The organism is Roseateles sp. Mitsp63, from assembly GCF_059491535.1.
In genome coordinates, this window is the sequence record NZ_CP168509.1 from 4251800 (window position 1) to 4277165 (window position 25366).

General features: G+C 70.3%; 16 protein-coding genes and 1 tRNA gene. 3 read left to right on the forward strand and 14 right to left on the reverse strand.

Annotated features, from left to right (window positions below; all coding sequences use genetic code 11):
* Positions 1–21: 21 nt before the first annotated feature.
* From aqpZ to ACEN96_RS18430, 5 genes are all read right to left on the reverse strand, one after another.
* Positions 22–741 carry an aquaporin Z gene (gene aqpZ / locus ACEN96_RS18410; protein ID WP_495584518.1) on the reverse strand — a complete coding sequence of 240 codons (720 nt, stop codon included), beginning with the start codon at positions 739–741 and terminating at the stop codon, positions 22–24.
* 90 nt (positions 742–831) lie between these two features.
* Positions 832–2775, reverse strand: coding sequence for a CHASE2 domain-containing protein (locus ACEN96_RS18415; RefSeq protein WP_495584519.1), 1944 nt, complete (start codon positions 2773–2775; stop codon positions 832–834).
* Positions 2775–4445 (reverse strand): FecR domain-containing protein, encoded by a 1671-nt coding sequence (locus tag ACEN96_RS18420; protein WP_495584520.1) that lies wholly within the window; start codon positions 4443–4445, stop codon positions 2775–2777. The genes ACEN96_RS18415 and ACEN96_RS18420 overlap by 1 nt, the downstream gene beginning before the upstream one ends.
* Positions 4442–5152 carry a response regulator transcription factor gene (locus ACEN96_RS18425; protein WP_495584521.1) on the reverse strand — a complete coding sequence of 237 codons (711 nt, stop codon included), beginning with the start codon at positions 5150–5152 and terminating at the stop codon, positions 4442–4444. Before ACEN96_RS18425 ends, ACEN96_RS18420 begins: the two co-directional genes overlap by 4 nt.
* A 186-nt stretch (positions 5153–5338) precedes the next feature.
* Positions 5339–6790 (reverse strand): putative bifunctional diguanylate cyclase/phosphodiesterase, encoded by a 1452-nt coding sequence (locus ACEN96_RS18430; RefSeq protein ID WP_495584522.1) that lies wholly within the window; start codon positions 6788–6790, stop codon positions 5339–5341.
* Positions 6791–7105: 315 nt separating this feature from the next.
* On the opposite strand from ACEN96_RS18430, the gene ACEN96_RS18435 reads away from it, so the two are divergent.
* Positions 7106–9091: an OPT family oligopeptide transporter gene (locus ACEN96_RS18435; protein ID WP_495584523.1), complete on the forward strand. Its 1986-nt coding sequence runs from the start codon at positions 7106–7108 to the stop codon at positions 9089–9091.
* A gap of 171 nt (positions 9092–9262) precedes the next feature.
* A tRNA-Arg gene (locus ACEN96_RS18440) sits at positions 9263–9339 on the forward strand.
* A gap of 181 nt (positions 9340–9520) precedes the next feature.
* Here the strand turns inward: ACEN96_RS18440 and ACEN96_RS18445 are convergent.
* The 4 genes from ACEN96_RS18445 to ACEN96_RS18460 are packed head-to-tail and all read right to left on the reverse strand — an operon-like array spanning position 9521 to position 17770.
* Positions 9521–10066: a hypothetical protein gene (locus ACEN96_RS18445; protein WP_495584524.1), complete on the reverse strand. Its 546-nt coding sequence runs from the start codon at positions 10064–10066 to the stop codon at positions 9521–9523.
* Between the two features lie 6 nt (positions 10067–10072).
* A complete protein-coding gene (locus ACEN96_RS18450; RefSeq protein ID WP_495584525.1) occupies positions 10073–14137 on the reverse strand; it encodes an RHS repeat-associated core domain-containing protein in 4065 nt (1354 codons plus the stop codon).
* Positions 14134–15672 (reverse strand): hypothetical protein, encoded by a 1539-nt coding sequence (locus ACEN96_RS18455; protein WP_495584526.1) that lies wholly within the window; start codon positions 15670–15672, stop codon positions 14134–14136. Before ACEN96_RS18455 ends, ACEN96_RS18450 begins: the two co-directional genes overlap by 4 nt.
* Before the next feature lie 13 nt (positions 15673–15685).
* Positions 15686–17770 carry a type VI secretion system Vgr family protein gene (locus tag ACEN96_RS18460; RefSeq protein WP_495584527.1) on the reverse strand — a complete coding sequence of 695 codons (2085 nt, stop codon included), beginning with the start codon at positions 17768–17770 and terminating at the stop codon, positions 15686–15688.
* Positions 17771–18194: 424 nt separating this feature from the next.
* Here ACEN96_RS18460 and ACEN96_RS18465 point away from each other — a divergent pair, with 424 nt between their 5' ends.
* Entirely contained in the window at positions 18195–19085 is an 891-nt protein-coding gene (locus tag ACEN96_RS18465; RefSeq protein WP_495584528.1) for a metallophosphoesterase, read from the forward strand.
* Here ACEN96_RS18465 and ACEN96_RS18470 read toward each other — a convergent pair.
* Genes ACEN96_RS18470 through ACEN96_RS18490 form a run of 5 tightly spaced genes read right to left on the reverse strand, consistent with a single transcriptional unit; the run spans position 19079 to position 25352 of the window.
* On the reverse strand, positions 19079–21895 hold the full coding sequence (locus ACEN96_RS18470) for an ATP-binding protein (RefSeq protein ID WP_495584529.1): 2817 nt from the start codon (positions 21893–21895) through the stop codon (positions 19079–19081). The genes ACEN96_RS18465 and ACEN96_RS18470 overlap by 7 nt on opposite strands.
* Positions 21895–22608, reverse strand: coding sequence for a hypothetical protein (locus ACEN96_RS18475; RefSeq protein WP_495584530.1), 714 nt, complete (start codon positions 22606–22608; stop codon positions 21895–21897). The genes ACEN96_RS18470 and ACEN96_RS18475 overlap by 1 nt, the downstream gene beginning before the upstream one ends.
* Complete coding sequence (locus ACEN96_RS18480) at positions 22605–24101, reverse strand: hypothetical protein (RefSeq protein ID WP_495584531.1); 1497 nt, start codon at positions 24099–24101, stop codon at positions 22605–22607. Before ACEN96_RS18480 ends, ACEN96_RS18475 begins: the two co-directional genes overlap by 4 nt.
* A gap of 22 nt (positions 24102–24123) precedes the next feature.
* A complete protein-coding gene (locus ACEN96_RS18485; protein WP_495584532.1) occupies positions 24124–24645 on the reverse strand; it encodes a GNAT family N-acetyltransferase in 522 nt (173 codons plus the stop codon).
* The gene (locus ACEN96_RS18490) at positions 24645–25352 is read right to left on the reverse strand and encodes a DUF1294 domain-containing protein (RefSeq protein ID WP_495584533.1); all 708 of its coding nucleotides are present in this window, start codon (positions 25350–25352) and stop codon (positions 24645–24647) included. The genes ACEN96_RS18485 and ACEN96_RS18490 overlap by 1 nt, the downstream gene beginning before the upstream one ends.
* Positions 25353–25366 lie beyond the last annotated feature (14 nt).

Consider the following 25366-nt stretch of genomic DNA (forward strand, 5'->3'; position numbering starts at 1 on the left):
TGTGTCGGCGCCACATGTTCATCACCGCTCGCCCTCCGCGGCGGCCGGCCGCGGCGCATCGAACAGGACCCGTCCGGCCAGCGCGCCGATCACGGCGCCGCCGATGGGCGCGAGCCAGAACAGCCAGAGTTGGCCCAGCGCCCAGTCGCCGGCGAACAGCGCCACGCCGGTGCTGCGCGCGGGGTTCACCGAGGTGTTGGTGACCGGGATGCTGATCAGGTGGATCAGCGTGAGCGCCATGCCGATCGCCAGCGGCGCGAAGCCGGCCGCGGCCTGGCGCGAGGTCGCGCCCAGGATGACCAGCAGGAAGCCGGCCGTGAGCACGGCCTCGGTCAGCGCTGCCGCCGCCATCGAGTAGCCGCCCGGCGAATGCGCGCCGTAGCCGTTGGCCGCGAAGCCGCTGGCGGCCACATCGAAGCCGGGCTTGCCGGTGGCGATCAGCGCGAGCACGCCGCCCGCGGCGATCGCGCCCAGCACCTGGACCGCGACATAGGGCAGCAGGCGCGACGCGGGGAAGCGTCCGCCGGCCCACAGGCCGACCGACACGGCGGGATTGAAGTGGCCGCCGGACAGCGGTCCCACCGCATGCGCCATCGTCAGCACCGTCAGGCCGAAGGCCAGCGACACGCCGAGCAGGCCGATGCCCAGTTGCGGAAAGCCCGCGGCCAGCACGGCGCTGCCGCAACCGCCCAGAACGAGCCAGAACGTGCCGATGAACTCGGCGGCGAGTGCTTTCTTCATGAATCCCCCTCAAGCTGCGATTGGGCGGCATGATCCGGCGCCGCCGCGCGCTTGAGGAGAGGCGTTGACCTTTGTTGACAATCGGCGGCGTCAGCCGCGCGGCAGGTCGATGAAGAACGCGTTACCGGGCGCCCCGGCCCGCCATCCGGCCTGGCCGCCGTGATGCCGCGCGACCGCCTGCACGAAGGCCAGCCCCAGGCCGGTGCCGTCCGCGGCGGTGGCGCCGCGGCGGAAGCGCTCGAACAGGCCGGCCGCGATCTCCGCGGACAAGGGCGCGCCGCCATCGGCCACCTCCAGGCGCCAATGACCCGCGCGACCCGCGCGGCCGGCGCCGTCCACCAGGCGGCATCGCACCACGTCCCCTTCCCCGCCGCCGTGCTTGAGCGCGTTGTCGAGCAGGTTGGTCAGCGCGCGCACCAGCATCCCGGGGTCGCCGCGGATCAGGCACTCGTCGCCGGGCGCCTCGCTCTCGAGCCGCCTGCCGTGCCGCCGCGCCTGCGCCCAGCAGCCATCGACCGCTTCGACGAGCACGTCGCGCAGGTCCAGCGGCTCGTCGCGGTAGCCCTGCGCGGATTCGGCCCGCGCCAGTTGCACGAAGCCATCGGCCAGCGCGAGCGCGCGCCGCATCTGCGCCTGGATCGCGGGCAGCGGCTCGGCCCGCGAGGCCTCGCCCTGCAGCTCGATCAGCGCCAGCGTCGCCGACAGCGGCGCGCGCAGGTCGTGCGAGAGGAAGTCCAGCGCCTCGCGCCGCTGCCGTTCCAGCGCGCGCACGTGCAGGGCCGCGGCGGAAAGCTCGGCCATGCGGCGGTCCAGCAGATCGCCGCCGGACCGCGCCGAAGGCGGACGCTCATGCGGGGGCAGTTGTTGCCGGATGCGGTCGAACTCGCGCGCGAGGTAGGCCAGCACGACATCCAGCCGGCGCCAGGCCCACAGCGGATAGAGCAGCAGCAGGCCGAGCAGCGCCGCGCCGGGCTGCCATTGCACGCCGGCCTGCAGCAGCGCCCAGGCCGCCAGCACGATCAGCGGCAGCAGCGCTGCGATCGTGGCCGCCGCCCAGCGCGGCCGCACGAAACGCAAGGCGAGCACGGCCAGCGCGAGCGCCGCGAGCGTGAGCAGCGCCGCCTCGCCCGGCGACGCGTCGCGCAGCGTGTGTCCCGAGCGCAGCGCCGCCAGCACCTGCGCGGAGATCTCCACGCCCGGCATCAGCGTGTCCTGGCTTGCCACCGGCGCGGGATAGGCATCGGTCAGGCCCGGCGCCGTGGCGCCGACCAGCACGAGGGCGCCGCGCAGCGCCTCGGGCGCGACGCGGCCCTCGACGACATCGAGGTAGGACACGCGCCGCACGTGGCCCGGCGGTCCGGCGTAGGGAATGCGGAAAGCCTGCTCGCGGTGCCACCAGCCGGGACGTCCCGGCGATGGCGCCTGCGGCGGCGCGGGCAGCGCCTCGCCCGCCGCGCGCAGCAGCGCGAGCGTGAAGTGGTCCCACAGCACGGCGCCGAAGCCCTCGCGCAGGAAGATCGTCCGCACGACGCCGTCGTCATCCAGCTCCAGGTGCAGATGGCCCAGCGCGGCGGCCTCGGCGGCCAGCGCGGGCACCGGCAGCGACACCATCGCGTCGCCCGACTGCAGCGGCGCCATCCGCACCGGCAGCACCACGCGGCCATTGCGGCGCATCGCCGCGGCGAGCACCGCGTCGCCGGCCGGCTCCGGCTCGGAGAACATCAGGTCCAGGCCGATCGCGCGCGGGCGCGCGGCGCTGAGCGCGTCCAGCAGCCGCGCGTGCTGCTCGCGCGGCCAGGGCCAGCGGCCCAGCGCGGCCAGGCTCGCGTCGTCGATGCCGACGATGACGATGTCCGCCGGCGCGGGACGGCCGCTCCAGGTCATCAGGCGATCGGCGATCAGCGCGTCGACGCGGCCCAGGCCATTGAGACCGCCCAGCGCGCCGACCATCGCCGCGAACAGCAGCAGCGCCAGGGCCGAGCGATGCGCGACACCCAGGCGCCATGCGCCGGTCCGGCCGCGCCAGCGCGCCATCAGCGATCCGTCCGCACCGGCCCGCCGCCCGACTGCCGCACGGGCGTGCCGTCGCCGCTGCAGACCGAGGCCTCGGCCTCGATCAGGCGCGGCGGCGAGAACGCGCTCCAGCGGCCATTCGCGTCGGCCGCGCGCAGGCGCACCGCATACGGCACGCAGCCCGCCGGCAGCGACAAGCGCAGCTCGCCCGCCTCGACGACCTCGTCCTGCACCACGGCGGCGAACGCCGTGTCGGTGCCGATCTGCACGCGATAGCGGTAGCCCGGCGCCGCCTTCCAGTGCAGGCGCTGGCCGTCGACCACGATGTCGGCCGCCGCGGGCGTGACCGGATACGGGACCACGGCGAAGCGACCGGGATCGCTGAAGGGGCCGCGCTCGAGGCGGCCATCGGCCATGGGCGCCACCGACGCGACGCGCCAGTAAAGCTCGCCCGCCGGGAGCGCCTGGAGCGCGAAGTGGCAGCGATCGCGGGCCTCGGCGCGCCGCAGCGGCGATTCGAAGCCGGCGCTGGCCGAGACCTCGAGCAGATAGCCCGCGGCGCCGGGCACCGAGGTGCAGTCGACGGTCACCTGATCCGGCGCAACGATCTCGTCCGGCCGCGGCGACTGCGCCAGCGGCGCCACCGGCCGCGTGCGCACCCACAGCTCGCCGACACGCTCGGCGCCGAGCAGGCCATCGGCGTCGATGGCCCGCGCGCGCAGCGGATAGCGGCCATCGGCGAGCCCCTCCACCACCAGCGGCAACGGGCCTTCGCCCGACCACAGCACGCGGGTGAAGTCCGCGTCGTCGGCGACCTCCACGCGATAGCGCGACGCGTCCGGCATCGCCGGCAGCGGGATCGCGCCCGGCATGCGCTCCAGGCGGATCGCGCCGCCGGGCAGCGGCGGCGCCGGCAGCAGCGGCCTGAGCTGCGGCGCGGCGCCGCGGCGCACCACCGCGCCCTGCCCCGCCGCGAGCGCGACCGGATCGCCGGCGCGCCGCGCCCGGGCCTGGGCCTGCACCTGGGTCTGCACCTCGACGCGGCCTTCCACCACGTCGGCCGTGGCGAGCGCGCCCGCCATCGGCACCGTGACGCCGAAGCGCGTGCCGCGCACGCCGGCCGTCGCCAGCGGCGTCTTCACTTCGAAGCGCGAGCCGCTGGACTGCGGCGCGACCGTCGCATCGACGCGTCCGCCATCGAGTTCGATCAAGGTGTTGCGGCGCTGGCCCACCGGCAGGTCGCGCAGCCGCAGCAGCCTGGAGCGGCTGTTGGCCTGCAGCTGCAGCAGCGAGCCGTCATGCAGCCGCAGGCTGACGAAGCCCTGCGCGCCAACCTCCAGCACCGTGCCCTCGCCCACCGCGTCGCCGATGCGCAGCGTCTCGCCGCCGGCGCGCACCGGGCCGCGCACGTACTCCGCGCGGGCCGGCCGCGCCGTGCCCTTGAGCAGCGACGCCGGCAGCAGCAGCCGCTGCCCGGGCCGCAGCCGCGAGGGCTGCGCCAGGCGGTTCAGCTTCGCGACCTCGGGCCAGCGCCGCGGGTCCTCGAGCAGCCGTCCGGCGACCCCGTACAGCGAATCGCCGTGCTGCACCTCGTAGGGGAAGAGTTCCTCGGCGCGCGCCGCGCCAGGCACCGCGCCCAGCATCGGCAGGGCCGCCAGCGCGGCGGCCATCGCCATCGCCGGGCGCTTCATGCCCGCGTCTCCGCGGCGGGCGTGCCGGGCGCGATGACCTCGAGCCGGTAGCCGTGGCCATACACCGCGCTGAGGCGGTAGCCGCGCTCCGGCCGCAGGCCCAGCTTGCTGCGCACCGCCGAGATGTGCGTGTCCAGCGTGCGCGTGGGCAGGTCCTCGCCGCGGCCCCACACGGTCTGCATCAGATAGGCGCGGGACAAGACCTGACCCAGTTGCCGGAACAGGCACAGCGCCAGGTCGAATTCGCGCTGCTTGAGCTCGATCGCCTCGCCCTCGAAGAACGCCGTGCCGGTCGACGGCTGCAACAGGAAGCCGCCATGGCGCAGGCCCGCCTCGTCGCCCGGGTAGCTGCGGCGCAGCAGCGCCAGCATGCGGGCCTTGAGCTCGGCGCCGCGCACCGGCTTGATCACGTAGTCGTCGGCGCCGGCGGTCAGCGCCTGCACGACGTCGCGCTCATCGTCGCGATGCGTCACGAAGATCACCGGCGTGCGCACGCCATGCCGCGAGCGCAGCATGCGCAGCACGTCCAGGCCCGGCATGTCGGGCAGTTCCCAGTCGACCAGCATCAGGTCGAAGGTGGCGCGCTGCACCGCCTGCAGCAGGGCGCCGCCGGTGGCGAACCGGTGCCCGGTGTAACCGAGCGTTTCCACCGCACGGGTCAGGACATCAAGCTGGTGATGATCGTCGTCAAGAAGGGCGACTTGCATGGGCGGGCGGGGATTTCCAAGGCGGCGCGCATTGTCATCGGCCCCATCCCGCCGTGTCATAACCTGACCCCGCGCCGCCGTGCGGTACGCGGATGAAAACCCGATGGAATCGGCGATCCAGCGCCCTGGGGCCCTTCACCCCCTTCAAATGAGGGGGTCGCGCCGCGCTGGCGCGGCGGCGCCGGTTCAGGGCCGCGCGTCCAGCGGGATCGCCGCCGTCTCCACGAAGATCGACGGCCGGAAGCCCTCGGGCCCGCCGCCCGCGCCGGGACGCGCGTCGGAGGCCAGCACTTCGATGGCGCGCGCCGACATGGGCTTCGCGAACAGGTAGCCCTGCAGTTCATCGCAGCCCATGGCGACCAGTTGGTCGCGCTGCGCCACCGTCTCGACGCCCTCGGCCACCACCTTCATCTGCAGCGCGCGGGCCATCTCGACCACTGCCCGGACAATGGCCTGCGCCTCGACGCTGCCGGCGACATCGGCGACGAAGGCGCGGTCGATCTTCAACTCCTGCGCCGGCAGCTGGCGCAGCGCCGCCAGGCTCGAGTAGCCGGTGCCGAAATCGTCGATCGACACATGCACGCCCAGCGCGCCCAGGTGCTTGAAGGCGCGCTCGGTGACGGAGGCGTGCTCCATCGCGACGGACTCGGTGATCTCGCAGGTGAAGCGCTCGGGGCGCAGGCGATAGGTCTTCAAGCCCTTCTCGAGCCGGGCGATGAAGTCGTCCGACCGCATCTGGTAGCCCGACACGTTGATGGCGACGCGCATGCGCAGGCCGAGCTCGCGCCAATGCGCCGCCTGGGCGAGCGCGGTGTCGGCGACCCAGTCGCCGATGGCGTCGATGAGCCCATAGCGCTCGGCCACCGAGATGAAGCGCGCGGGGCTGACCATGCCCAGGGTCGGATGCCGCCAGCGCAGCAGCGCCTCGACGGACGTGACCTGCAGCGTGGCGGCGTTGACCTTGGGCTGGTAGACGAGTTCAAGCTGCTGGCGCTTGACCGCCTCGCGCAGCTCGCGCGCCAGCGCCATTTCCTCGCGCATCACTTCTTCCTGCACTGCATCGAAGAAGGCGTGCCCATTGCCGCCCAGGCGCTTGACCGAGCGCATCGCGGTCTGGGCCCGCCGGATCAGGCGGATGGAGCCGCCATGCTCCGGCGAGGTCGCCACGCCGACCGACAGGCCGGCCCGCAGCGCCGTCGTGCCGATGACGACCGGCTCGCCCAGGGTCTCCAGCACCTGCTTGACCAGCCGGTCGGTCTGCGCGGCGGGGATCTCGCTCCACACGGCGAATTCGTCGCCGGCGAGCCGCCCGATGAGCGCGCGCTCGCCGGCGAGTTGCCGCAGCCGTGCCGCGGTGTGGATCAGCAGCTGGTCGCCGTTCTCCTTGCCGTGCTCGTCGTTGACGAGGCGGAAGCCGTCCAGGCCGATGTAGAGCAGGCAACCCTCGCCGCCACGGCGCGCGAGCGATTCCAGCGCGGCGGTGAAGTCGTCCTCGAAGCGGCGTGACAGCGGCAGGCCGGTCAGCGGGTCGCACTGGCGGCGCCGGCGCGCGCGCTTCCAGCGCTGCTGGACCGCCGACAGCGGGAGCAGGGCCAGCGCCGCGCCCAACAGGACGCCGAGCAACACCCACATCAACATCAGAAAGGCTCCGGAAGCCGCGGAAGATGGGTCGATGCTAGGCGCTAGCCGCCGCTTCGGGGGCGTGGAGCACCGGATCGCGGGGGCACGTGACGCGCAAAGGCGGCAAGTTCACACACCGTGAGGACAGCGCCGGGGGAAATGCGTAAGGGCGCACCGGCGAGCGCCCGTAGGTGGAAACCCCATCGCCCCCGTGATGTCAGTACCGTGTCAGCCAGGGACAATGCGCGCTGTTTTTTGTTTCAGAACTGCGCCTCCCGGTCACGAGCCGGGACCGGCGCGCCAACGGGTTGGCCCGGAAAGATCGAGCAGAGCATGGCGCTTCAGCATTTGACCGACGAACAGGTGCAGACCTGGACGCGCGCGCAGAAGGACGAGTGGTGGTTCAAGAACGTCTTCCGCGGCGACATGGCGCAGCTCTCGCTGCGCTCGGGCTTCACCGGCTTCATGCTGGGCGGCATCCTGGCGGCGACCTCGCTGTACATCGGCGGCAAGACCGGCATCAGCGTCGGGGTGGGCCTGACCTCGGTGATCCTGGCCTTCGCGATGTTCCGCATCTTCGCGACGCTGGGCTGGGCCAAGGACTACACGATCCTGGAGAACAACTGCACGCAGTCGATCGCGACGGCGGCGGGCTACGTGGTGTCGCCGCTGTTCTCGTCGCTGGCGGCCTACATGCTCTTCGTGGACCGCATCGTGCCGTGGTGGCAGATGACGATCTGGATGATCCTGATCGCGGTGCTGGGCGTGCTGGTGGCGTTCCCGATGAAGCGGCGCTTCATCAACGAGGACCAGCTGCCCTTCCCTGAGGGGCGCGCCTGCGGCGTGGTGCTGGACTCGCTGTACACCGGCGAGGGTGGCGAGGGCATCTACAAGGCCAAGCTGCTGGCGAAGGTGGCGGGCGGCGCGGCGCTGTACCAGGCGGTGATCAGCGACGGCTGGATGAAGCTGCTGCAGTTCAAGATCCTGCGCATGGACCAGTGGGCCGGCATGACCGAGCCCTGGACCTTCCACGAGCGGCTGGACGAGTACTACTACGGCCTGGCGGCCAAGGCCGAGATCTGGATCCCGAAGATCCTGGGCACGGACATCCGCGCCCTGGGGCTGCGTCTGACGCTGGACGTGGCGATGCTGGGCGTGGGCGGGCTGATGGGCATCGCGGTGGCGACGAGCTGCCTGCTGGGTGCCTTCGTGAACTTCGTGGTGCTGGCGCCGATCATGATCCAGGCGGGCGACATCGTTCAGCGGGTGAGCGCCACGGGCGCGCCGATCCCGATCTCGCGGGCGGAGATCGTCAACCAGTGGTCGATGTGGTGGGGCGTGGCGATGATGGTCGCGGGCTCGCTGACGACGCTGCTGGCCAAGCCGGACCTGTTCATCGCGGTGTTCAAGTCCATGCGCCGCAAGCCGGGCCAGGCGGGCACGGGCAGCGACCTGCTCAAGCACATCGAGGTGCCGCTGTGGATCTCCTTCGTGGGGGTGCCGGTGCTGGGCGTGCTGTCGTCGTACGTGGCGCACCTGTTCTTCGGCGTGCCTTTCATGATGGCGCTGATCTCGCTGCCGCTGATCTTCGTGCTGACGGTGATCTGCACGAACTCGATGGCGCTGACTTCGTGGACGCCGACGGGCGCGCTGTCCAAGATCACGCAGTTCACGATGGGCGCGATCGACCGGGCGAATCCGGCGTCGAACCTGATCCCGGCGGGCATGACGTCGGAGATCTCGTCGAACGCGGCCAACCTGCTGAGCGACATCAAGCCGGGCTACATGCTGGGCGGCAAGCCGCGGCACCAGGCGATCGGTCACGTGATCGGCGTGGTGGCGGGGGTGCTGTTCTGCGTGCCGCTGTTCTTCCTGCTGTTCGTGCCGAAGAACGCCGCAGGGGTGCGCAGCACCTCGACGATCATTTCGGAGCAGTTCTCGATGCCGGCGGCGGTGCAATGGCGCGGCGTGGCGGAGATCATCGCCAATGGGCTGCACAGCCTGCCGGCGTCGGCGCTGATCACGATGGCGGTGGCGGCGGTGTGCGCCGTGGGCATCGAGCTGATCAAGATGGCGACGAAGGGCAGGTTCCCGCTGTCGTCGGTGGCGATCGGTCTGGGCGTGGTGCTGCCGCCGGAGTCGACCTTCGCGATGTGGGTGGGGGCGATGATGTTCTTCGTGATGGCGAAGGTGCACAAGACGCCGGGCACGGCGGGCTGGAAGCGCTGGGTGGATGGCTGCGAGCCGGTGTGCGCGGGGCTGATCTCGGGCGCGGCGCTGATGGGCATCGGCAACGCGATCGTGAACGTGCTGATCTGAACTTCAGATCGTCGAGAGTCGACCGGATGCCGGTCGAAATCGAACCGCTCCATCGGTGCCGGTGACGGCGCAACGCATGGCACAATTCGGGCCCTTCGGAGGCGTGGGAACGCTCTCCAAGGGCCCGAAGTCCATCTGGACGCACGGGCCCGTCGGTCTACCGACATCAGTCTGCCCGTAGCTCAACTGGATAGAGCAGCTGCCTTCTAAGCAGCAGGTCGGGGGTTCGAGTCCCTCCGGGCAGGCCACGTTGATGCGATGCGTTTGACCGCACGGAGCACCGGAGGTCCACCGTCAAGAAATTGAGCGGGAGCCTGGAGTGCAGCGCTCACCGCGATATGAGATCCAGCCCAGCCTGGTCGGATCTCCTCAACCTTCGCCGCCGCTGCGGCCATGGCATCTGCCATGGTGTTCAGGTTTGCGCACGTATCAAACGGGCTTGCCGAATTCGATGTTCAGCGCATTCGCCTCACAAAGCGACTTGAATCGCTCCGAAACCACGAATCTCGCCTTGCTTTCAACATCCCTGGCAATCAGGAACTCGGAATCAAATGAAGAGTGATAAACCGCCCGCAGCAGCATGCTGCCGCCAGATATCAATTTCCTGAACTCCGACTTTGACGCATCAACCAGCGGCAATTCTCTCAGGATGTGACCTGCAAAACATTCAACAATGCGCCCCTCACATTCCACGCCGCATGCAATGAATTCCATCTCCCCCGAAAGAGCTTCGCCCATCACATCAACAAAGCGATTCGAGAAAATTGGAACCCGAATGGATGCGGCGATCAAATCCGTCGCCGCGAGACTGGCAACCGTATACCCACGTTGAGCCACGGTTCGCAAAGGCAGACTGAGTTTGGACGGGTCCACCCGCCCATGAATCAAGCAGTCCGAGATGGTCTTTACATCGCCTGAAAAGTCGACGATTGCCTCTTCGTCCTGTACCGTCGTCCGAGGTGAAAAAACATTCATGATCCGTTACCTTGCGCAAGTGAATCTGCCATCCCGGGACCCACGGCGAAGCTCAAGCTGCAAGCCGTTGATCTCCTGGCGAATCGTTCGTTGATCCCATCCGTTCTGATGAGCGAGATCATCCAACCCATCGAGATAGATTTCAACCATTTCGTTGTACTCCTTATGCTCGATCGTCCAACCCCTGTGAAGGCCGAGCCCAGGATTTTCCTGGACCTCCCTCATCCAGGAAAACATTGGCATGTACATCATATTCGAGGGGGCATTGATATCGAGCCCTGACCTCTGAAACACGGGATGATTTCTAAGGGAGAACGGAATGATGTGCTGACGTTGCCACAATGGGCGGGTCGGCATCCACGACGGGAACCTGTCTTCCAGCCCAAGCGGATCGGACCAGCCAAATGCATTCTGCGCGAATCCGTAGATATTCTCTCCGGCCGCCTGTCCAAGCGGATCCCGGCTGACAAACCCACCCAGGTTCGGATCGAAATATCGATAGCGGTTGTAATGCAGGCCGCTTTCAATATCCTCATACTGCCCTTGCAGCCGGATCGGATTAACGGTCGTGGCAAGCTGCAACTGGGCCTGCCCCCAAACTTGGTTGCGCGATGCCCACACCACCTGCCCATCGTCTCGAGTCAATCGAGTCGGGCACCCATTCAGATCGACGTGGTATCGATAGCTGACGTCGTCCTCGATCAACGCAAGTGGTACGAAGCTGTACGGGTGATAAAGGTATTCGCGCTGCGAAGCCGCGGACGTTTTCTCATCCGGCGCCTCAGCCACAAGGGCGTCCCCATCCCAACCGAACCGGATTGCGCCATTCCCGGACCGCTTGAAGACGCGCCGCCCCAGTGGGTCGTAGCCGTAGACGGTCTCCGTCTCTGACTGATCGGGGCCGAACGTGCGCCTCGTGCGACTCCGCACCAGCCGCTGATTGCCATCCCATTCCAACGCCAGCATCTTCGGCATCTCGGCATCGCCAAGCTGGCGCTCATCGCGCCGCTCCACCAGGTTGCCCGCGGCATCGAAGCGGTAATGCACGCCTTCGCACCAGCCTTCGCGCCGCCAAGGTCCATCGCCTTGCTTCACGCCAGTGGTCAATCGATCCCCTGCCGGATCCTGGAAGAACTTCTTGAGCTTCCCCTGCGGGTCGATGTGCTCGACGACCTGTCCGAGCGGGTCGTAGCGGAATTGGTCCAACCCGTACTGGCTGTCCTTGCGGTGGGTGAGATTGCCCGCCGAGTCGTAGCCGTACTGCGTGCTGAACAGCCACTCGGCCTCGCGCCGCACGCCCTGCCCCGTGAGCCTGCCTTCGGCGTCGTACTGGTACTGCCGTTCCAGGTTCGGCGCGAGCACCTCCTTGACCACCTGCCCCGCCTCGTCGCGCTCGATCGTGATCGGCGGCTCATCGTTGATGCGGATCGCCGTTGGTTGTCCGAGCGCGTCGTACTCGTAGGCGATGGTGTTGCCCGCGCTGGTCTCACGACGGATGCGACGACCCAGCATATCGAATCCGTTCTTGATGACGAAGTCGCCCTGCTTCTCTTCAAGCAGGCGTCCTTCCACGTCAAGCGTGCGCTGCACCGCGACGTGCTCATTGGCGCAGCCGGTGAGATTGCCGTTCGCGTCGAAGTCGAAGGTCTCCTCGAACTGCCGCGACGCGTCGAAGGGATGCTCGAAGCGCTTGCGCCGGATGCGGCCCAGCTTGTCGGTCGTGAAGTCGATGGCCCGACCCAGCGGGTCGATGCTCTGCTTCAGGTGTCCAGAGAGGTCGAAGACATACCGCGTCGCCTGCCCCCAGTAGTCGACCTCCTCGACCACGCGCCCGAGCGCATCTCGCCGGAGTTCATACGTCTCCCCGCGCTGATTGCTCACGCCGACGAGCTGCTCTTCGGTGTCGTAGTGGTACTGCACCACGTGTCCATCGGGCTGGTGCCGCTTGGCGATCAGTCCCTGGCCGAAGTACTCGAAGCTCGTGCGCGCGCCGTTCTCGTCTTCATGGTGGGTCAGGTTGCTCTGCGCGTCGTAGGCACACCGGATCCGCCCACCGCCCGGCAGACTCGCCTCGACGAGCCGGCTCTTTCGGTCGTAGCGGAATCGAGTGGCGCGGCCGAGGGGATCGGACTGACTGATCACATTGCCCAGCAGATCCCGCTCGAGCCGCGTCACATGCCCCAGCGCGTTCCTCACGCTGGTCAGATAGCCGTCGGTGTCGTAGCCCAATCGCGTCGTGGCCTTGAGCGCATCGGTCACGCTCAGCAGCAGGCCGTCTCCGCTGTACTCGTAGACGGTCACCGCGCCGAGAGGGCTCGTCTGCGCGGCCAACAACCCGCGCTCATCCCATCGCTGGCGCCAGCTCGCGCCGTTGGGATCGGTGATCGCCACCGGCTTGTTGCGGCCATCCACCTCCACCGACATCGCGCTGCCATCCGGCCGCGTGAGCTTCAGCAGATTCCCGCGCTCGTCATACGCATACTCCGTGCGCCGATTCGCGGCATCCACCACCGCCGTCGTGCGTCCGACCTCGTCGTACTCGAAGATCGTGCGTCCGCCCAGTGGGTCGATCTCCAGGATCGGCAGGCCGTTCTCATCGCATTGGACGGTCGACACATGCCCCAGCGAGTCGGTGATGCGCACCTCGCGGATCGCCGGCCAGTACGCGAACTGGTAGTCGTAGAGGCCGCCATCGCCCCAGGCGTGCACGACCTGCCACTCGCCGCCACCGTCGCTGCCCTCGCCGCTCTTGTCGTACTCGTAATGGAACGACAGCCCGGTCCGGTTGGTGTGCCGCACCATGTGCCGCCCGTCGTAGGCGAAGCGATACGGATTGCCCAGCTCGTCGCTCGCCGCCACCAGGCAGCCCTGCGCGTCGTGCTCGTAGCTCACGAAGGTGTGGCTGAACTCCGCCTCCGGCACGTACAGCGACAGCGACCGGATGAAGCGCCCCGCGTACTCCACCAGCAGGTGCCGTCCGCCCGACTCGCGGATCGCGCTCAGCCGCCCTTCCACCCATTCGTACAGCAGCCAGTTGCCGCACAGGTCCGTGACGCGCCCCAGCGGCACCTCCCTCACCTGCTCGGCCGTCAGGACAGCCCCGGCCTTCGGGAAGTGATAGGTCAGGTCACCCTTGGTGCGCACGCGCCATTCGTCGCCGTGGTCGCTCAGCAGCGCCCCGTCCATCAGCTCCAGCACCGCGGCCGCATCGCCCTGCGCATCGGGAAGTGAAGGAAAGAGCGCCGGACCTTCATCCGGATGGAGGAACACCACGCTGCCATCGGCCGCGTCGATCTCCAGCCGCGCATCGGCCGGGCTCTCCCAGCCCACGCCGCAGGCGCCCACGCGCTCGCGTCCCGACGCGTAGTTCCGCACCCAGTCCACCGGAATGCGCCACGGCAGGCTGAAGTCGCTCTGCTCGACGCTGACCTCGCCGGTCAGGATGTTCACCGGCTCCGCGCGCAGCACCTTGCACTTGAGGAACCCGGGGTCCATGTTCTTGAACAGCTTCTGCCGGAACTTCTTGAACCGCGCCCCCAGCGCCTTGCCCAGCCGCGACTTGGCCAGCTTGCCCAGCCCCGCGAACAGCCCCCGCGCGGCCATGCCCGCCATCGAGATGGTCGGCGCCCCGCCCACCTTCACCGTGTTGGGGATCGCCAGGTTGAAGCTCGTGGGCAGCAGGCTGGGCAGCTTGAGTTTTTTCTTCTTCAGCCGCATCGGGCTGGGCATGCCCGCCACCTGGCAGCCCAGCACCGGCAGCGCCTGGTACGACAGCGGGTCGCCATCGGCCACCACCGTCGCGCTGCCCATGAACAGCTCGTCGTCCTTCTCCGGGATCATCGGCGCGAAGGGGAAACCCGGCGGAATGTGCACCACGATCGCCGACGTGCCCGCCGTCGCCCGCTTCATGCCCATCACCTTCACCGTCGCGCCGATGAAGGGCAGGTAGTCGAAGGGATCGAACACCACCGACAGATGCGGCGTGGGCAGCGGGATCGGCCCCGCCGGCGTCGTGCACAGGTGGATGTCGATGCCCAGCTGCGGGTCGCCATGCTTGGCGGAAAGACTCATGCAACGGCTCCCTCGGCCTTTGATGGGGCCGCGGTGATGGCACCCGGCATCGCGACCGGCCACGCCGGCCCGAACAGGCCGCGCGACGTCGTGTACAGCTCGACGAACGCCGCATCGCCGCTCGCCGCTTCACGGTCCGCGCGCTCCTGCGCCTGCTGCTGCAGCGCCTCGCCTTCGTCGAAGTGCTGCAGCTCGACCCGGCGCAGCTCGGCCACCTCGCTGGAGGCCTCCAGCGCCGCGGCCTGCTGGTCCAGGCTCGCGCGCCGGCGCGACTGCTCGCGATCGAGCTCATGCCGGATCGCCTCGATGCGGCCGGCGCGCTCGGGCTCGATGAGCCGCAGCATCTCGAAGCAGTGCAGCGGCAGCGTCGTCATCGGCCGCGACGTCGCCCGCAGCCGCTCGCCCACGTCCAGCGCGGGCCGGCCGAACGCCAGCGCCGCCTGGGTGTCCCCGGCGCGCGCCAGGCAGAAGGTCCCCATGCGCAGCGCCTCGATGCGCAGCAGCGGATTGGGCAACTCGCCCGCGAGCTTTTCAGCCGCCTGGTAGCACGGCGCCGCCTCGCGCGGCTGACCCGCGGCAAGCAGCGCGGCGGCCTCGCCGAACCACGACTGCAGCACCAGTTGACCGCCCGCCGGATGACCGGCGGCGCGCGCCGTCTCCGCCGACGCGCGCGCGTGGCGATAGTGATTGACGGCCTCGTCGCAGCGGCGCTCCTTGAGCATCACGCCGGCCGTGAGCAGGCGCACCGCCACCTCCTGGTCGGGCCAGCCCTGCTGACGCGCGAAGGCCAAGGCATCCCGCGCCTTCAGCAGGACCTGATCGGCCGAGCCCTTCTCCGCGAGCGCGAACAGGCCCGTCAGCAGATTGCGGAACACCCCGCCCGGCCCCACGGCCGGCTCCTGCGCGAAGGTCTCCTGCGCGAGCGACCACGCATCCAGCGCCAGCGGCTGCACCAGCACCTCGGGATGGTCCGCCGCCGCGAGCCGCTCCAGGCGTGGCACTTCGACGAAGTCCGGCACCACGAGCCGCACGCCCTCGGGCACACCGGCCTGGAGCGCGCGCTCCACCCACGCGGCCCAGGCCTCGTCGTCCTGCACCACCGCCGGCGACAGCACCGCCACCAGATGCCCGAACACCGCGTGATGCGCCGCCAGCGAGCCCAGCGCGCGCACGAACGCCGCCGCCGTGTCCGGCGCCTCGTCCGGCTCGAAGCGCCAGTCCGGCGTCTGGCCCGCTTGCCGCAGCTCGTCGTGGCTCGCGGCGTACTGGCCCGCCAGCGCCTCCTTCAGCGCGCGCGAATAGGCGATCGCCTGCTCGAACGGCGCCTCGAAGACGATGAAGGTGTCGCCGCTGGCGCCGCTGGCCGCCTGGCCATCGGCCTCCTCGTGCCGCTGCATCTCAAAGAAGCAGTCGAGCAGGCGCTTGCCGCTGTCCGGCGCCTGCCACAGCAGCAGGCGCTTCGCGGGCAGGTCGATGAACGCCTGCCAGTGCTGCAGCAGCTCGGCGAGCCGGCGCTGCACCGGATTGATGGCCATGGCCACCCTTTCTTCAGCAGTTCAGGGAGATTTCGGTCCCGTTGACCGACACGCCGCCGGCATCGACCTTGATGACCGAGCCGCCAGCGCTGATCGTGATGCTGCCGCCGTCGATGACGACGGTCGACGCGCCCACGCCGAAGGTCAGCGCGCTGGCCGAGGTGTAGGCGCCCGCGCCGTTGGCATGCAGCGCCATCGTGCCGGTCGCGCCGTGCGTCACCGCGCCGGTCGTCTGCACGTCCAGCGCGCCGGTGATGGCCTGCGTGTAGCCGCCGCTCACGGTGAGCCGCTTGCCCGCCGTGACGGTCTTCTCCTCGCCGGCGGTCACCGTCTCGACGAAGTGGCCGTTGACGGTGTTCTCGCGCTTGCCGTTGACCGTGTTGGTCAGGTCGCCGGTGACCGTGCGGGCGGTCGCGCCGGTGATCGTCTGCGTGTAGCCGCCCGCCGTCACCGTCATCTCATGCCCGGCGTTCACCGTCTCCGCCAGCTTGCCCACCACGCTCATCGTGCGGTCGGCATTGACGGTCAGCGTGTCGTTCACCGTCACCGTGGTCGTGCGGTTGTTCTTGACCGTGTTGGTCTGGTCGTGCAGCACCGTCGTGGACATGTCGTACTGCGCATGCAGGGTCATCTGCTCCTGCCCCGCCGTGTCGTTCATCGACATCTCGTTGTAGCCGGTGCCCTTGTGCGTCTTGGACTTGATGCCGCTGACCATCGCGCCATCGGGCAGGCTGAACGGCGGCATCTGCTCGGCGTTGTAGAGCCGGCCCACGATCAGCGGCTGGTCCGGATCGCCCTCGAGGAAGTCGACCACCACCTCCTGGCCGATGCGCGGGATCGACACGCCGCCCCAGCCCTTGCCGGCCCAGGGCTGCGACACGCGGATCCAGCACGAGCTGCGCTCGTCGCGCCGGCCGCGGCGGTCCCAGTGGAACTGCACCTTCACGCGGCCATAGTTGTCGGTGTGGATCTCCTCGCCGCCCGGTCCCGTCACGGTGGCCGTCTGCGGTCCCGGCACGATCGGCTTGGGCGTGCGGCGCGGCGGCCGGAACTGCTGCGCCGCCGGGATCGCGCCGAAGTCGCAGCGCAGCTCGGTGCGGCCGCTGCCGGATTCGCTGGCGGCCTGGCGCACCGTCAGCGTCGTGGCGGTGATCAGGTACCTGCCGTTCTGGTCGTCGCGCGGATGGCGGCTCATCGACAGCATGCGGCCCACGCAGACGCCTTGCGCGTTGCTGCTGCCGCTGAGCACGTTGAACGCGCTGTGCAGCTCGTCCAGCCGGTCCTCCGCGTACTGCGAGCCATCGGCCGACTGGCGGTAGCCGCCCGGGAAGTCGAAGACCTCGCCGTCGGACAGCGCATGGTCGCGCTCGCGCGCCTGCTCGCTGAGCAGCGAGGCCGAGGGCCGCTCGAAGTCGTAGTCCGTCAGCACGACCTTGCCGGGCTGCATGCGCTGCTCGCTGGTCCAGCGGCTGATGTGCTCGAGCTGCGGCGGCGCCTGCTCGACGTTGCCGTAGAACGGCAGCGATTCGCAGCCCGGCGTGGTGTCATGCGCGCCGGCCGCGTCGCACAGCACCAGCTTGTGGCCGCGCTCGTCGTGCTCGATGTACCAGTAGATGCCTTCCTGCTCCAGCAGCCGCGCGACGAAGTTGAAGTCCGTCTCGCGGTACTGCACGCAGTACACCCAGGGGCGGTACGGCCGCATCAGCTTGAGCTCGAAGCGCGCGGCCGGATGGTCCTGGAACACGGCCGCCACGATGTCGGGCACGCTCATGTCCTGGAAGATGCGGCAGTCCGCGGTGCGCGTCATCAGCCAGGGCCAGGGCTTGAGCGTCATCTCGTAGACCGCGTGGCGGCCCTCGAAGCCGCCCTGCACGAAGCGGGCGACATGGCCGCTCAGGCGCCGCACGCCGGCGTCGCGCAGCGCGATGGCCACCGTCACCGGCTTGCCGAGCAGGTCGCTGGCGGCGATGTCCATCTGCTCGCTGAGCAGCCGCAGGCGGATCTCGCCCAGCTCGCTCAGCGCCTCGCGGGCGTAGCACTCGTGCACGCGCAGCGTGCCGTCGGGCAGTGGGGATTCAAGCCGTAGGGAAGCGGTCATGTCGCGCGGTGCTCGGTGGGGCTTGCATTAGAGGCAGCGCCCCCCAGAGGGGTAAAGCGACGAAAGTCACCAGCCGCGAGGCCGATTCAGGAGCCCCATTTGCGCAGGGGTGACGAGTTGCATGGGAGACATGCGGGGAGATGTGAAGCTCGTGACGAGCGGTGACTTTTGGGGCCGGATCGCAGGGGGCAGGCACGTCGTTTGACCGCGCCTTCGCGGGGCGCTGCTGCCCTGCGAAACACCCCCTCTCCCCTGCCCTCTCCCCCCTCGCGGGGGGCGAGGGAGTTCTTGCGCAGGGCAAGTGCGGCCATGCGAGGCACCACCCGGCGCAGTCCTGCCCCCTCGCCCCTCCGGGGAGAGGGAGGGGTGAGGGGTCTTCGCGCGGCGCCAGCGCCGCGTCCCTCATACTGCAGCCCCGTCTTTGGTGCCCTCCCTTCCCGCCGTGTTCCTGTCCGCGCTCCGCAAGCTCTTCAAGTCCCTGCTCTTCCTGCTCCTGGCTGCCGCGCTGCTGGCGGTCTGGGGCTTCGTCATCGAACCGCGCTGGGTGGCCGCGCGCGAGATCGCCGTCGACGTGCCCGGCTGGCGCGGCCCGCAGGGCCTGAAGGTGGCCGTCGCCTCCGACTGGCACATCGCGCACCAGACGCGGCGCGTGATGACCATCGCGCGCGCCAACGCCCTCGTCGACCAGATCAACGCCGCCCATCCGGACGTCGTGCTGCTGCCCGGCGACTTCATCTCCGGCCGCGGCGAGGACGGCACCACGCCCGAGGACGTCGCCGCCGTGCTGGGCCGGCTGAAGGCGCCGCGCGGCGTCTACGCCGTGCTCGGCAACCACGACTGGTGGACCGACGGCACCCGCTTCAACCGCGCGCTGCGCGCCGCCGGCATCACCGTGCTGCTCAACGAGGCGGTGCCGCTGCCGGACTCGCCGGTGTGGGTGGTCGGTGTCGGCGACCGCATGTCCGGCCACAGCGAGCCGGAACGCGCCACGCGCCAGCTGCCGCGCGGCGCGCAGGCGCTCGCGCTGATGCACGACCCCGCCAGCGCGCGCGAGCTCGCGCCGCTGCCCGGCCTCACGGTCGCGGCGCACACGCATGGGGGCCAGGTCTGGATCCCCTTCGTGGGCTCGGCGGTCGCGCCGCATGGCTGGCCCAAGGACCAGACCCATGGCTGGGTCCAGGTCGGCGGCCGCCCGATCTACATCACCAGCGGCCTGGGCGTCAGCATCTATCCGATCCGCATCAACATGCGGCCGGAATGGGTGATGTTCCGCGTCGGCGACGCGGCGCGCGAGGCCGCGGCCTCCGCTCAGTAGACCGACTTCTCCGGCCGCCGCGCCAGCACCGCGATCGGCGGCGCCCAGCGCTCGCCGCGCGGCTTCTTGCTGGTCACCAGCGTGATCTCCGAAGGCTCGAAGACCTCGACGTTGTGCGTGATCGGCGTCGTCAGCAGGTACTGCGCCCGCGTGCTCTTCAGGAAGTGGCCCACCAACTGGATGTTGCGCACGTCCAGGTGGGCGAAGGGCTCGTCGATGAAGACGAAGCCGCCCGGCGCGTCGTCGTCCTTCATCAGCCCCACCAGCAGGATCAGGCTCTTGAGCACCTGCTGCCCGCCCGAGGCCTCGCCGTCGTTCAGGCCCACCTCGCCCTTGCCGTCGAAGTTGAACTTCACGTGCAGCCCGGCCTGCGCCAGCACCGTGTCGTCGTTGTCCAGGTGCGGCAGCTCGGCCTGCGCGTGCACGCCGGCCAGCTCGCCCAGCTCCTGCACGTTCTTCCTGTAGCGCCGCACCGTCGCGCGCAGCACGTCGATGTAGCGCTCGCGCGCGTTGAACGCGGCGATGCGCGCCATCTCGTTGCTGGCGCGGCGGTCGTCCAGCTGCGTGGTCTGCTCCAGCACCGCGACCTGCATCCGCGCGTGGCGCTCCTGCACGCCGGCATCGGTCTCCCACACGCCGGTGTCCAGCTCCTGCTGCACATGGCGCGAGGCGATCTCCGCCTGCTTGGCGTTCTCGAACTCGTCGCGCAGCGCGGCCAGCCGCATCGGATGCACCCACGCGGCCGGGAACTTCGTCCGCGCCTCGCGCGAGGCCTTCGCCATCGCCAGCAGGTCATCGCGCCTGGAAGCCCAGTCGCGCTCGGCGCGCAGCACGTTCTCCTCGCTGGCCTTCAGGCCGGCCTGCGCGCCCTCGTAGTCGCGCTCGGCGCGCGTCACCGCGGCCACCGAGCGGTCATGCTCCTGGTCCAGCGATCCCATCCGCGTCGCCGCCTCGATGCGCGACTGGCGCAGGCCGGGCAGCCGGGCGCGGGCCTCGGCGAACTCCTCGGCGCGCTCCACCAGCTCCTGCGCCGCCTTGTGGCCCTGCGCCGCGCGCTGCGCGTCCTTGAGCTGGCGCTCGATCTCGAGCTGCTCCTTGGCGAGCTTGGACAGCTCCAGGTCGTAGCGCGTCAGCTCCTTGTCCAGCGAGGCGCGCCGCGCATCGAGCGCGGAGTCGCCGAACTGGTACTCGCGCGGCTCGACCCACAGGCTGCGGCCGCCGCGGCCATCGCGGTAGTAGGCCTCGGTGGTGATCCACTCGCCGCCGGCCTGGGCGCCCTTCTCCGTGTCCGCCACGCAGCGGATCGAGGCCAGCTGCCGCAGCAGCCAGCCCGGCGCCTTGGCGTTGAACTTCAGCACCGACAGCAGGCTGTCCTTCGGGCTCACCGCCGGCGCATGCTCGCCGTCGGCGACGACGTAATGCCGGTAGCGCTCGCGCGAGGCGATGCGGTAGGCCTGGCTCTCGTCGCTGGAGCGCGCCAGCACCACCACCCAGCGCGACGGCCGCAGGAAGCCCTCGGCCGCGGCGCGCCACTGCTCGTCGGCGATGTCGATCGCGTCGGCCAGTACGTGGTGCGCGATGCCGGCCTCGTCCAGCGCCTTGCGAAAGCGCGTGACCTCGGGCGGCGGCGGCGGCACGCGGTGGCCGGTCAGCTCGTCCATCGCCTGCTGCGCCTTGCGCTGCTGGTCGTTCTGGCGCGTGAAGCTCTCGCGCAGCTGATGCTGGCGCGTGCCCAGCTCCTCGAGCTTGGCCGTCAGCGCCGCGCCATCGGTCTCGACCGCGGCCAGCGCCTTCAGGTCCTCCTCGCGCTTGGCGAGCTGCTCCATCGGGCGCTCGCCCTCGCGCGCGGCCTCGAAGGCCTGGCGCGCCTGCTTGCGCTGCTGCTCCAGGTCGGCCAGCTTGTCCTTGGCCGCCTCCTGCGCCTTGAACAGCGCCAGCAGCTGCGCGCGCTTGTCGCTGATGCCGCGCTCGTCGGAGCGCGCGAAGAGCCGCTGGCGATGCAGCTCGCGCAGCTGCTGCGCGGTGCGCTGGCGCTGCTCGCTCCACTGCAGCACCGGCACGACTTCGGTCGCCAGCCGCTCGCGCTCCTTCAGCCGCAGCTGGTACTGCTGATAGCTGTTGACGCGGTTGGCCAGGTCCGACAGCTGCGCCTGCGCGTGCGACAGCTCGTGCTGCGCCTGCTCGACTTCCTTGAGCAGCTGCTGCTGGTGGTTGCGCGCGAGCTCGTAGCGGTCCAGCACCTCCTGGTCGCCGAAGACCTCGAACACCAGCCGCAGCAGCTCCTTGGACGACAGCTCGCACAGCCGGTCGGTCTGGCCCTGCTCCAGCGCCAGCACGCGGCCGATCGCGCGCGTCAGGCCGGCGGCCTCCAGGCGCTTCTTCCACGCCTCGATGCCCAGCCAGTCCTTGTCGCCCTTGGTGTCGAGCTCCTCGATCTCATGCACGCCGTCCACCAGGATGTAGCGGCGCACCCAGTCGCCGCCCTGGCGCGAGATGCGGCAGGCCAGCGTCACCTGGTCCGCGTACAGCAGCGAGCTCGCGAACGGGCGGCTGCTGTTCTGGCGGCCGCGCGGCCGGTTGTCCACCAGCGCGCGCAGCCAGGCGTGCTCCGCGTTGGCATGGCGGGCGTAGGTCTTGTAGGTCCGCCCGCCGGAGCACTCCAGCCCCAGCAGCGTCCGCATCGCGTCCAGCAGCGTGGTCTTGCCCGAGCCGTTGGGCCCGGCGATGGTGATGATGTTGCCGTCCAGCGGCATCGAGACGCGGCGGCAGTAGTCCCAGTGCAGCAGTTCCAGGGATTGCAGGTGAAACATCAGGCGTCGCTCAGGTCGGATTCTTCGTTGTGGCGGGCGGCCAGGATGGCGCCCAGCATCGGGCCGGCCTCGGCATCGGTGCTGCGCGCCAGCACGTCGGCCAGCGCGCCGTCCAGGATGCGCGGCGCCAGCGTGTCGTAGTCCAGCAGCAGGTCCAGCAGCGGACCCTCGCAGATGTCCTCGCCCTTGCGGGTGATGAAGCCCTGGCGCTCGAGCAGCTTGAGGTTGGCGTCCAGCCGCATCTTCTTGCCCAGCTGGTTGCCGAAGTCGGCCAGCAGGCTGCGGTAGGACAGCGTCGGCGCGCTGCTCGCGGCGCTGGGCAGCGGCTTGTCCTTGGCGAACATCTCGCCCTGCCCTTCGGCGGCCTCCTCGGCGCGCGCGAGCTGGCGCTGGCGCTTGGGCAGCACGATCAGCGACCACACCACCACCAGCAGCGCGACACCGTCGCGCGGCAGGTCCAGGTTGTTGTTGGAGGCCAGCCCGGTCTCGCCGAACACGGCCACCTCGGCCGGCCGCAGCATCGCCAGCGTGATGTGGTCGGCGTAGACGTTGTCCACCACGCGCAGGCCCACGGCGGCCACGCGCTCGTTGACCGCGCGCCAGAGCTCCTGGTCGATCAGCGCGCGGCGCACCAGCGGCTGGTTGCGCGGCAGCCAGCGGCGCGCCAGCAGTTGAGCCGCCAGTTGGGCGGCGTCGTCGAGTTGATTGCTCATGACTGGGAAGGCGGTTCAGCGTCGGCGCTGGCGCCGACGGCAGGTTCGGGAGTGGCGGCGGGGGCAACCTCGGCGGACGCGGCGGCCGCGGCGGACGCGGCGGCTTTGCGGCGGCCGCGCCGGGGCGTTTCCTCGGGCGGGCGCCACCTGGGTTCGGGCTCGGGCTCGGCGGGCGGCTCGACCTCGGTCGAGTGCAGCACGCCCTGGCTCATCCAGCGCACGTACTCGTCGTCGATCTCGCCCTGCGCGGCGGACCAGCGCACGCGCCAGGGCTGGCGCGCCATGTCGCCGGTCGCGCCGGCCAGATGCTGCGCCTGCGGATCGCCCAGCAGCGGCAGCAGCTGCGCGCGGTAGGCCGCGCGCGCGTAGCTGCCGCCCAGCACCGCCGGACGCAGGTCGTTCATGGCCACGCTGTCGCCGCTCCAGCGGCCCAGCAGCGCCTGCAGCTGGTCCATCTCCGGCGGCAGGCTCATCACGGCCAGTTCGCCCGGCGGCGCGGCCAGCCCGCTCGGCAGCGGCTCGGGCGTCGGGGGCGCGGGACGGTCGCGCTCGAACTCGGCCTCGCAGCCGTCCAGCAGCTCATGCTGCGCGACGAAGACCGGATGCACCGGCCGCGACAGCGCGCCCAGCGCGAGGTTCTCGAGGAAGGGCACGTCCTGCAGCCAGCGCCGCACGTCGGTGGTGGTGATGCCGGTGGTGCCCAGCGTGACGCGCTGGCGGTCGGCCTGCTGCAGCGCGCGGTTGAACTGGCTCGCCATCGCGAGCAGCCGCGCCTGCGCCAGGCCGAGCTCGCGCGCCAGCCGCTCCAGCCGCGCGTTCCCGTCGGTCTGGGCCTGCTGGATGATCGCGGAGAGCGCGTCGCTGGCCTTCTCGACCAGCGTCAGCGCGCGGTCGAAGCGCATGCGCGCGCGGCGCAGGTGGAACTCGGAGCCGGACGCGATCGCGTCGGCGAATTCGTTGTAGAGCCGCGAGAGCTGCGCCAGCAGGTGCTGCAGCTGCGCCGGCTCCAGCGTGCCGAGCTGCTGCGCGCCGGCCACGCCCGCCAGCAGGCCGGCCAGATCGGCGTCCGCCTCGGTGCCCTTGCCCTGCGTCAGCGGCGACACCAGCGCCATCAGCTGCTGCGCCAGCGGCGTCACGCCGTACTGCTGGTTCGAGCCATCCCAGGCCAGCAGCTGCGCGTCGCGCAGGCGCTTGAGCACGAGCTCCAGCGCCTCGTCGCGCAGCACGTGGAAATGGCGGTTCAGGTCGTCGCGCGAGAGCCGCGAGTGCGGCAGGCTCATCAACTCGATGAACACCCACACGCGCAGCCGCACCAGCGTGGCCGGGCCGTGGAACAGCGCGCGCTGCGCGCTCAGCAGGGCCTCGTTGCGTTCCAGCTGCCACCACAGGAGCGAATCCTGCGGGAGCTGGCCGTCGCGGAAATGGTCTTCGAAGGAAGGTTCGGGGAGATCGTCGCGCAGAGCGTCGTCCGCGCCTCCCGGGGTCACTGTCATGGGGCGGGATTATCGCGCCCCCTCACACGGGTCCGAGCGCCCTTCGCATCAGGGTCGCCCCGGGGCCGAAGCTGGCCAGTTTCTCCGCCAGCGCGGAGCCGGCCGGCGCGTCGTCGCCGGCGGCGAAGCCGTGGCGCCGCCAGTACCCGCCCGAGCCCTGCACCGCCACCAGCGCGATCTGCGCCAGGCCCATGTCCTGCGCGCGGTGCACCACCTGCCGCAGCAGCTTGCGGCCGAGTTGCCGCGAGCGCCCCGCCGGCGACACCGCCAGGTCGTGCAGGTACAGCGTGCGCGGCGCGCGCGCCGGCGCGATCTCCCGCGCGTCGAGCGCCGGCCACTGCCCGTCATCCACCGGCAGGCTGACGACGTAGGCCAGCGGTTCGCCGGCCTCGACGGCCAGGTAGGAGCAGTGCAGATGGCGCGCCGCGTTCAGCTTGGCCTCGAAGGCCTGCGCGCTTTCCAGGAACTCGGGCCCATAGCACTGGGCCTGCAAGGCGAGCACGGCGGGAACATCCGCCATGCCGATCACTTTCAACTGCAGCATCAAACGAAGTCGCCGGCCGATCGCGCGTTCCAGTGGTCGGAGATGCCCGAGAAGAACGGCGACAGCAGCGGCGTGAAAAGACAGACGAAGACGAGGATGTTGAGCGCCACGCTCAACCAGAACACCCGCCGGAAGCCCGGCTTGGCGCTCTTGTGCCTAAGCAGGTGCTGTGCCAGCAGCGCGCCGGGCCAGCCGCACAGCAGCGCGAGCCCGTGCAGCGTCGCCTCCTTGACGCGCCATTGACCCAGGCGCGCCGCGCGCTTGTCCAGCGCGTAGACGATGAAGGTCGCGAAGCTCATCGCGACGTAGGTGCCCCACAGCCCGTGCGGCAAGGGCCACGCGAGATGGGTCAGCAGCACCAGCAGCGCGAAGCCGGGCACCAGCCACAGCGAGGCGCCGGTGTCGGCGGAGCCGCTCGAAGCAGGCGGCTTCCCTCGCGCACCCGTCCGGGTCGCGTCGGCACCCTTTGCGGGCGCCGGGCCGGTGGAGGCCGGCCTGGGCTCGAGGCTGCGCACCTTCAGCGCGCGGGGCTTGCCCTGCGCGTCGGTACCCGCCTCGTAGCTGACGCGCTCGCCGACGAAGGGCCGGCGAGGGCGCAGCCCGAAGGCGCTCACATGCGCGAAGCGTTTCGGTCCGCCGTCGGACGGCGCGATGAAGCCGTAGCCCTTCGCGTCATCCCATTGGACGATCCGGCCCTCGACGCGCATGTCCCCCGCGGCCT

What these genes read in the sequence shown, in the direction of transcription:
- aqpZ (WP_495584518.1), bottom strand. Translation starts at nt 741, where the DNA reads ATGAAGAAAGCACTCGCCGCCGAGTTCATCGGCACGTTCTGGCTCGTT.
- ACEN96_RS18415 (WP_495584519.1), bottom strand. Translation starts at nt 2,775, where the DNA reads ATGGCGCGCTGGCGCGGCCGGACCGGCGCATGGCGCCTGGGTGTCGCG.
- ACEN96_RS18420 (WP_495584520.1), bottom strand. Translation starts at nt 4,445, where the DNA reads ATGAAGCGCCCGGCGATGGCGATGGCCGCCGCGCTGGCGGCCCTGCCG.
- ACEN96_RS18425 (WP_495584521.1), bottom strand. Translation starts at nt 5,152, where the DNA reads ATGCAAGTCGCCCTTCTTGACGACGATCATCACCAGCTTGATGTCCTG.
- ACEN96_RS18430 (WP_495584522.1), bottom strand. Translation starts at nt 6,790, where the DNA reads ATGTTGATGTGGGTGTTGCTCGGCGTCCTGTTGGGCGCGGCGCTGGCC.
- ACEN96_RS18435 (WP_495584523.1), top strand. Translation starts at nt 7,106, where the DNA reads ATGGCGCTTCAGCATTTGACCGACGAACAGGTGCAGACCTGGACGCGC.
- ACEN96_RS18445 (WP_495584524.1), bottom strand. Translation starts at nt 10,066, where the DNA reads ATGAATGTTTTTTCACCTCGGACGACGGTACAGGACGAAGAGGCAATC.
- ACEN96_RS18450 (WP_495584525.1), bottom strand. Translation starts at nt 14,137, where the DNA reads ATGAGTCTTTCCGCCAAGCATGGCGACCCGCAGCTGGGCATCGACATC.
- ACEN96_RS18455 (WP_495584526.1), bottom strand. Translation starts at nt 15,672, where the DNA reads ATGGCCATCAATCCGGTGCAGCGCCGGCTCGCCGAGCTGCTGCAGCAC.
- ACEN96_RS18460 (WP_495584527.1), bottom strand. Translation starts at nt 17,770, where the DNA reads ATGACCGCTTCCCTACGGCTTGAATCCCCACTGCCCGACGGCACGCTG.
- ACEN96_RS18470 (WP_495584529.1), bottom strand. Translation starts at nt 21,895, where the DNA reads ATGTTTCACCTGCAATCCCTGGAACTGCTGCACTGGGACTACTGCCGC.
- ACEN96_RS18475 (WP_495584530.1), bottom strand. Translation starts at nt 22,608, where the DNA reads ATGAGCAATCAACTCGACGACGCCGCCCAACTGGCGGCTCAACTGCTG.
- ACEN96_RS18480 (WP_495584531.1), bottom strand. Translation starts at nt 24,101, where the DNA reads ATGACAGTGACCCCGGGAGGCGCGGACGACGCTCTGCGCGACGATCTC.
- ACEN96_RS18485 (WP_495584532.1), bottom strand. Translation starts at nt 24,645, where the DNA reads ATGCTGCAGTTGAAAGTGATCGGCATGGCGGATGTTCCCGCCGTGCTC.
- ACEN96_RS18490 (WP_495584533.1), bottom strand. Translation starts at nt 25,352, where the DNA reads ATGCGCGTCGAGGGCCGGATCGTCCAATGGGATGACGCGAAGGGCTAC.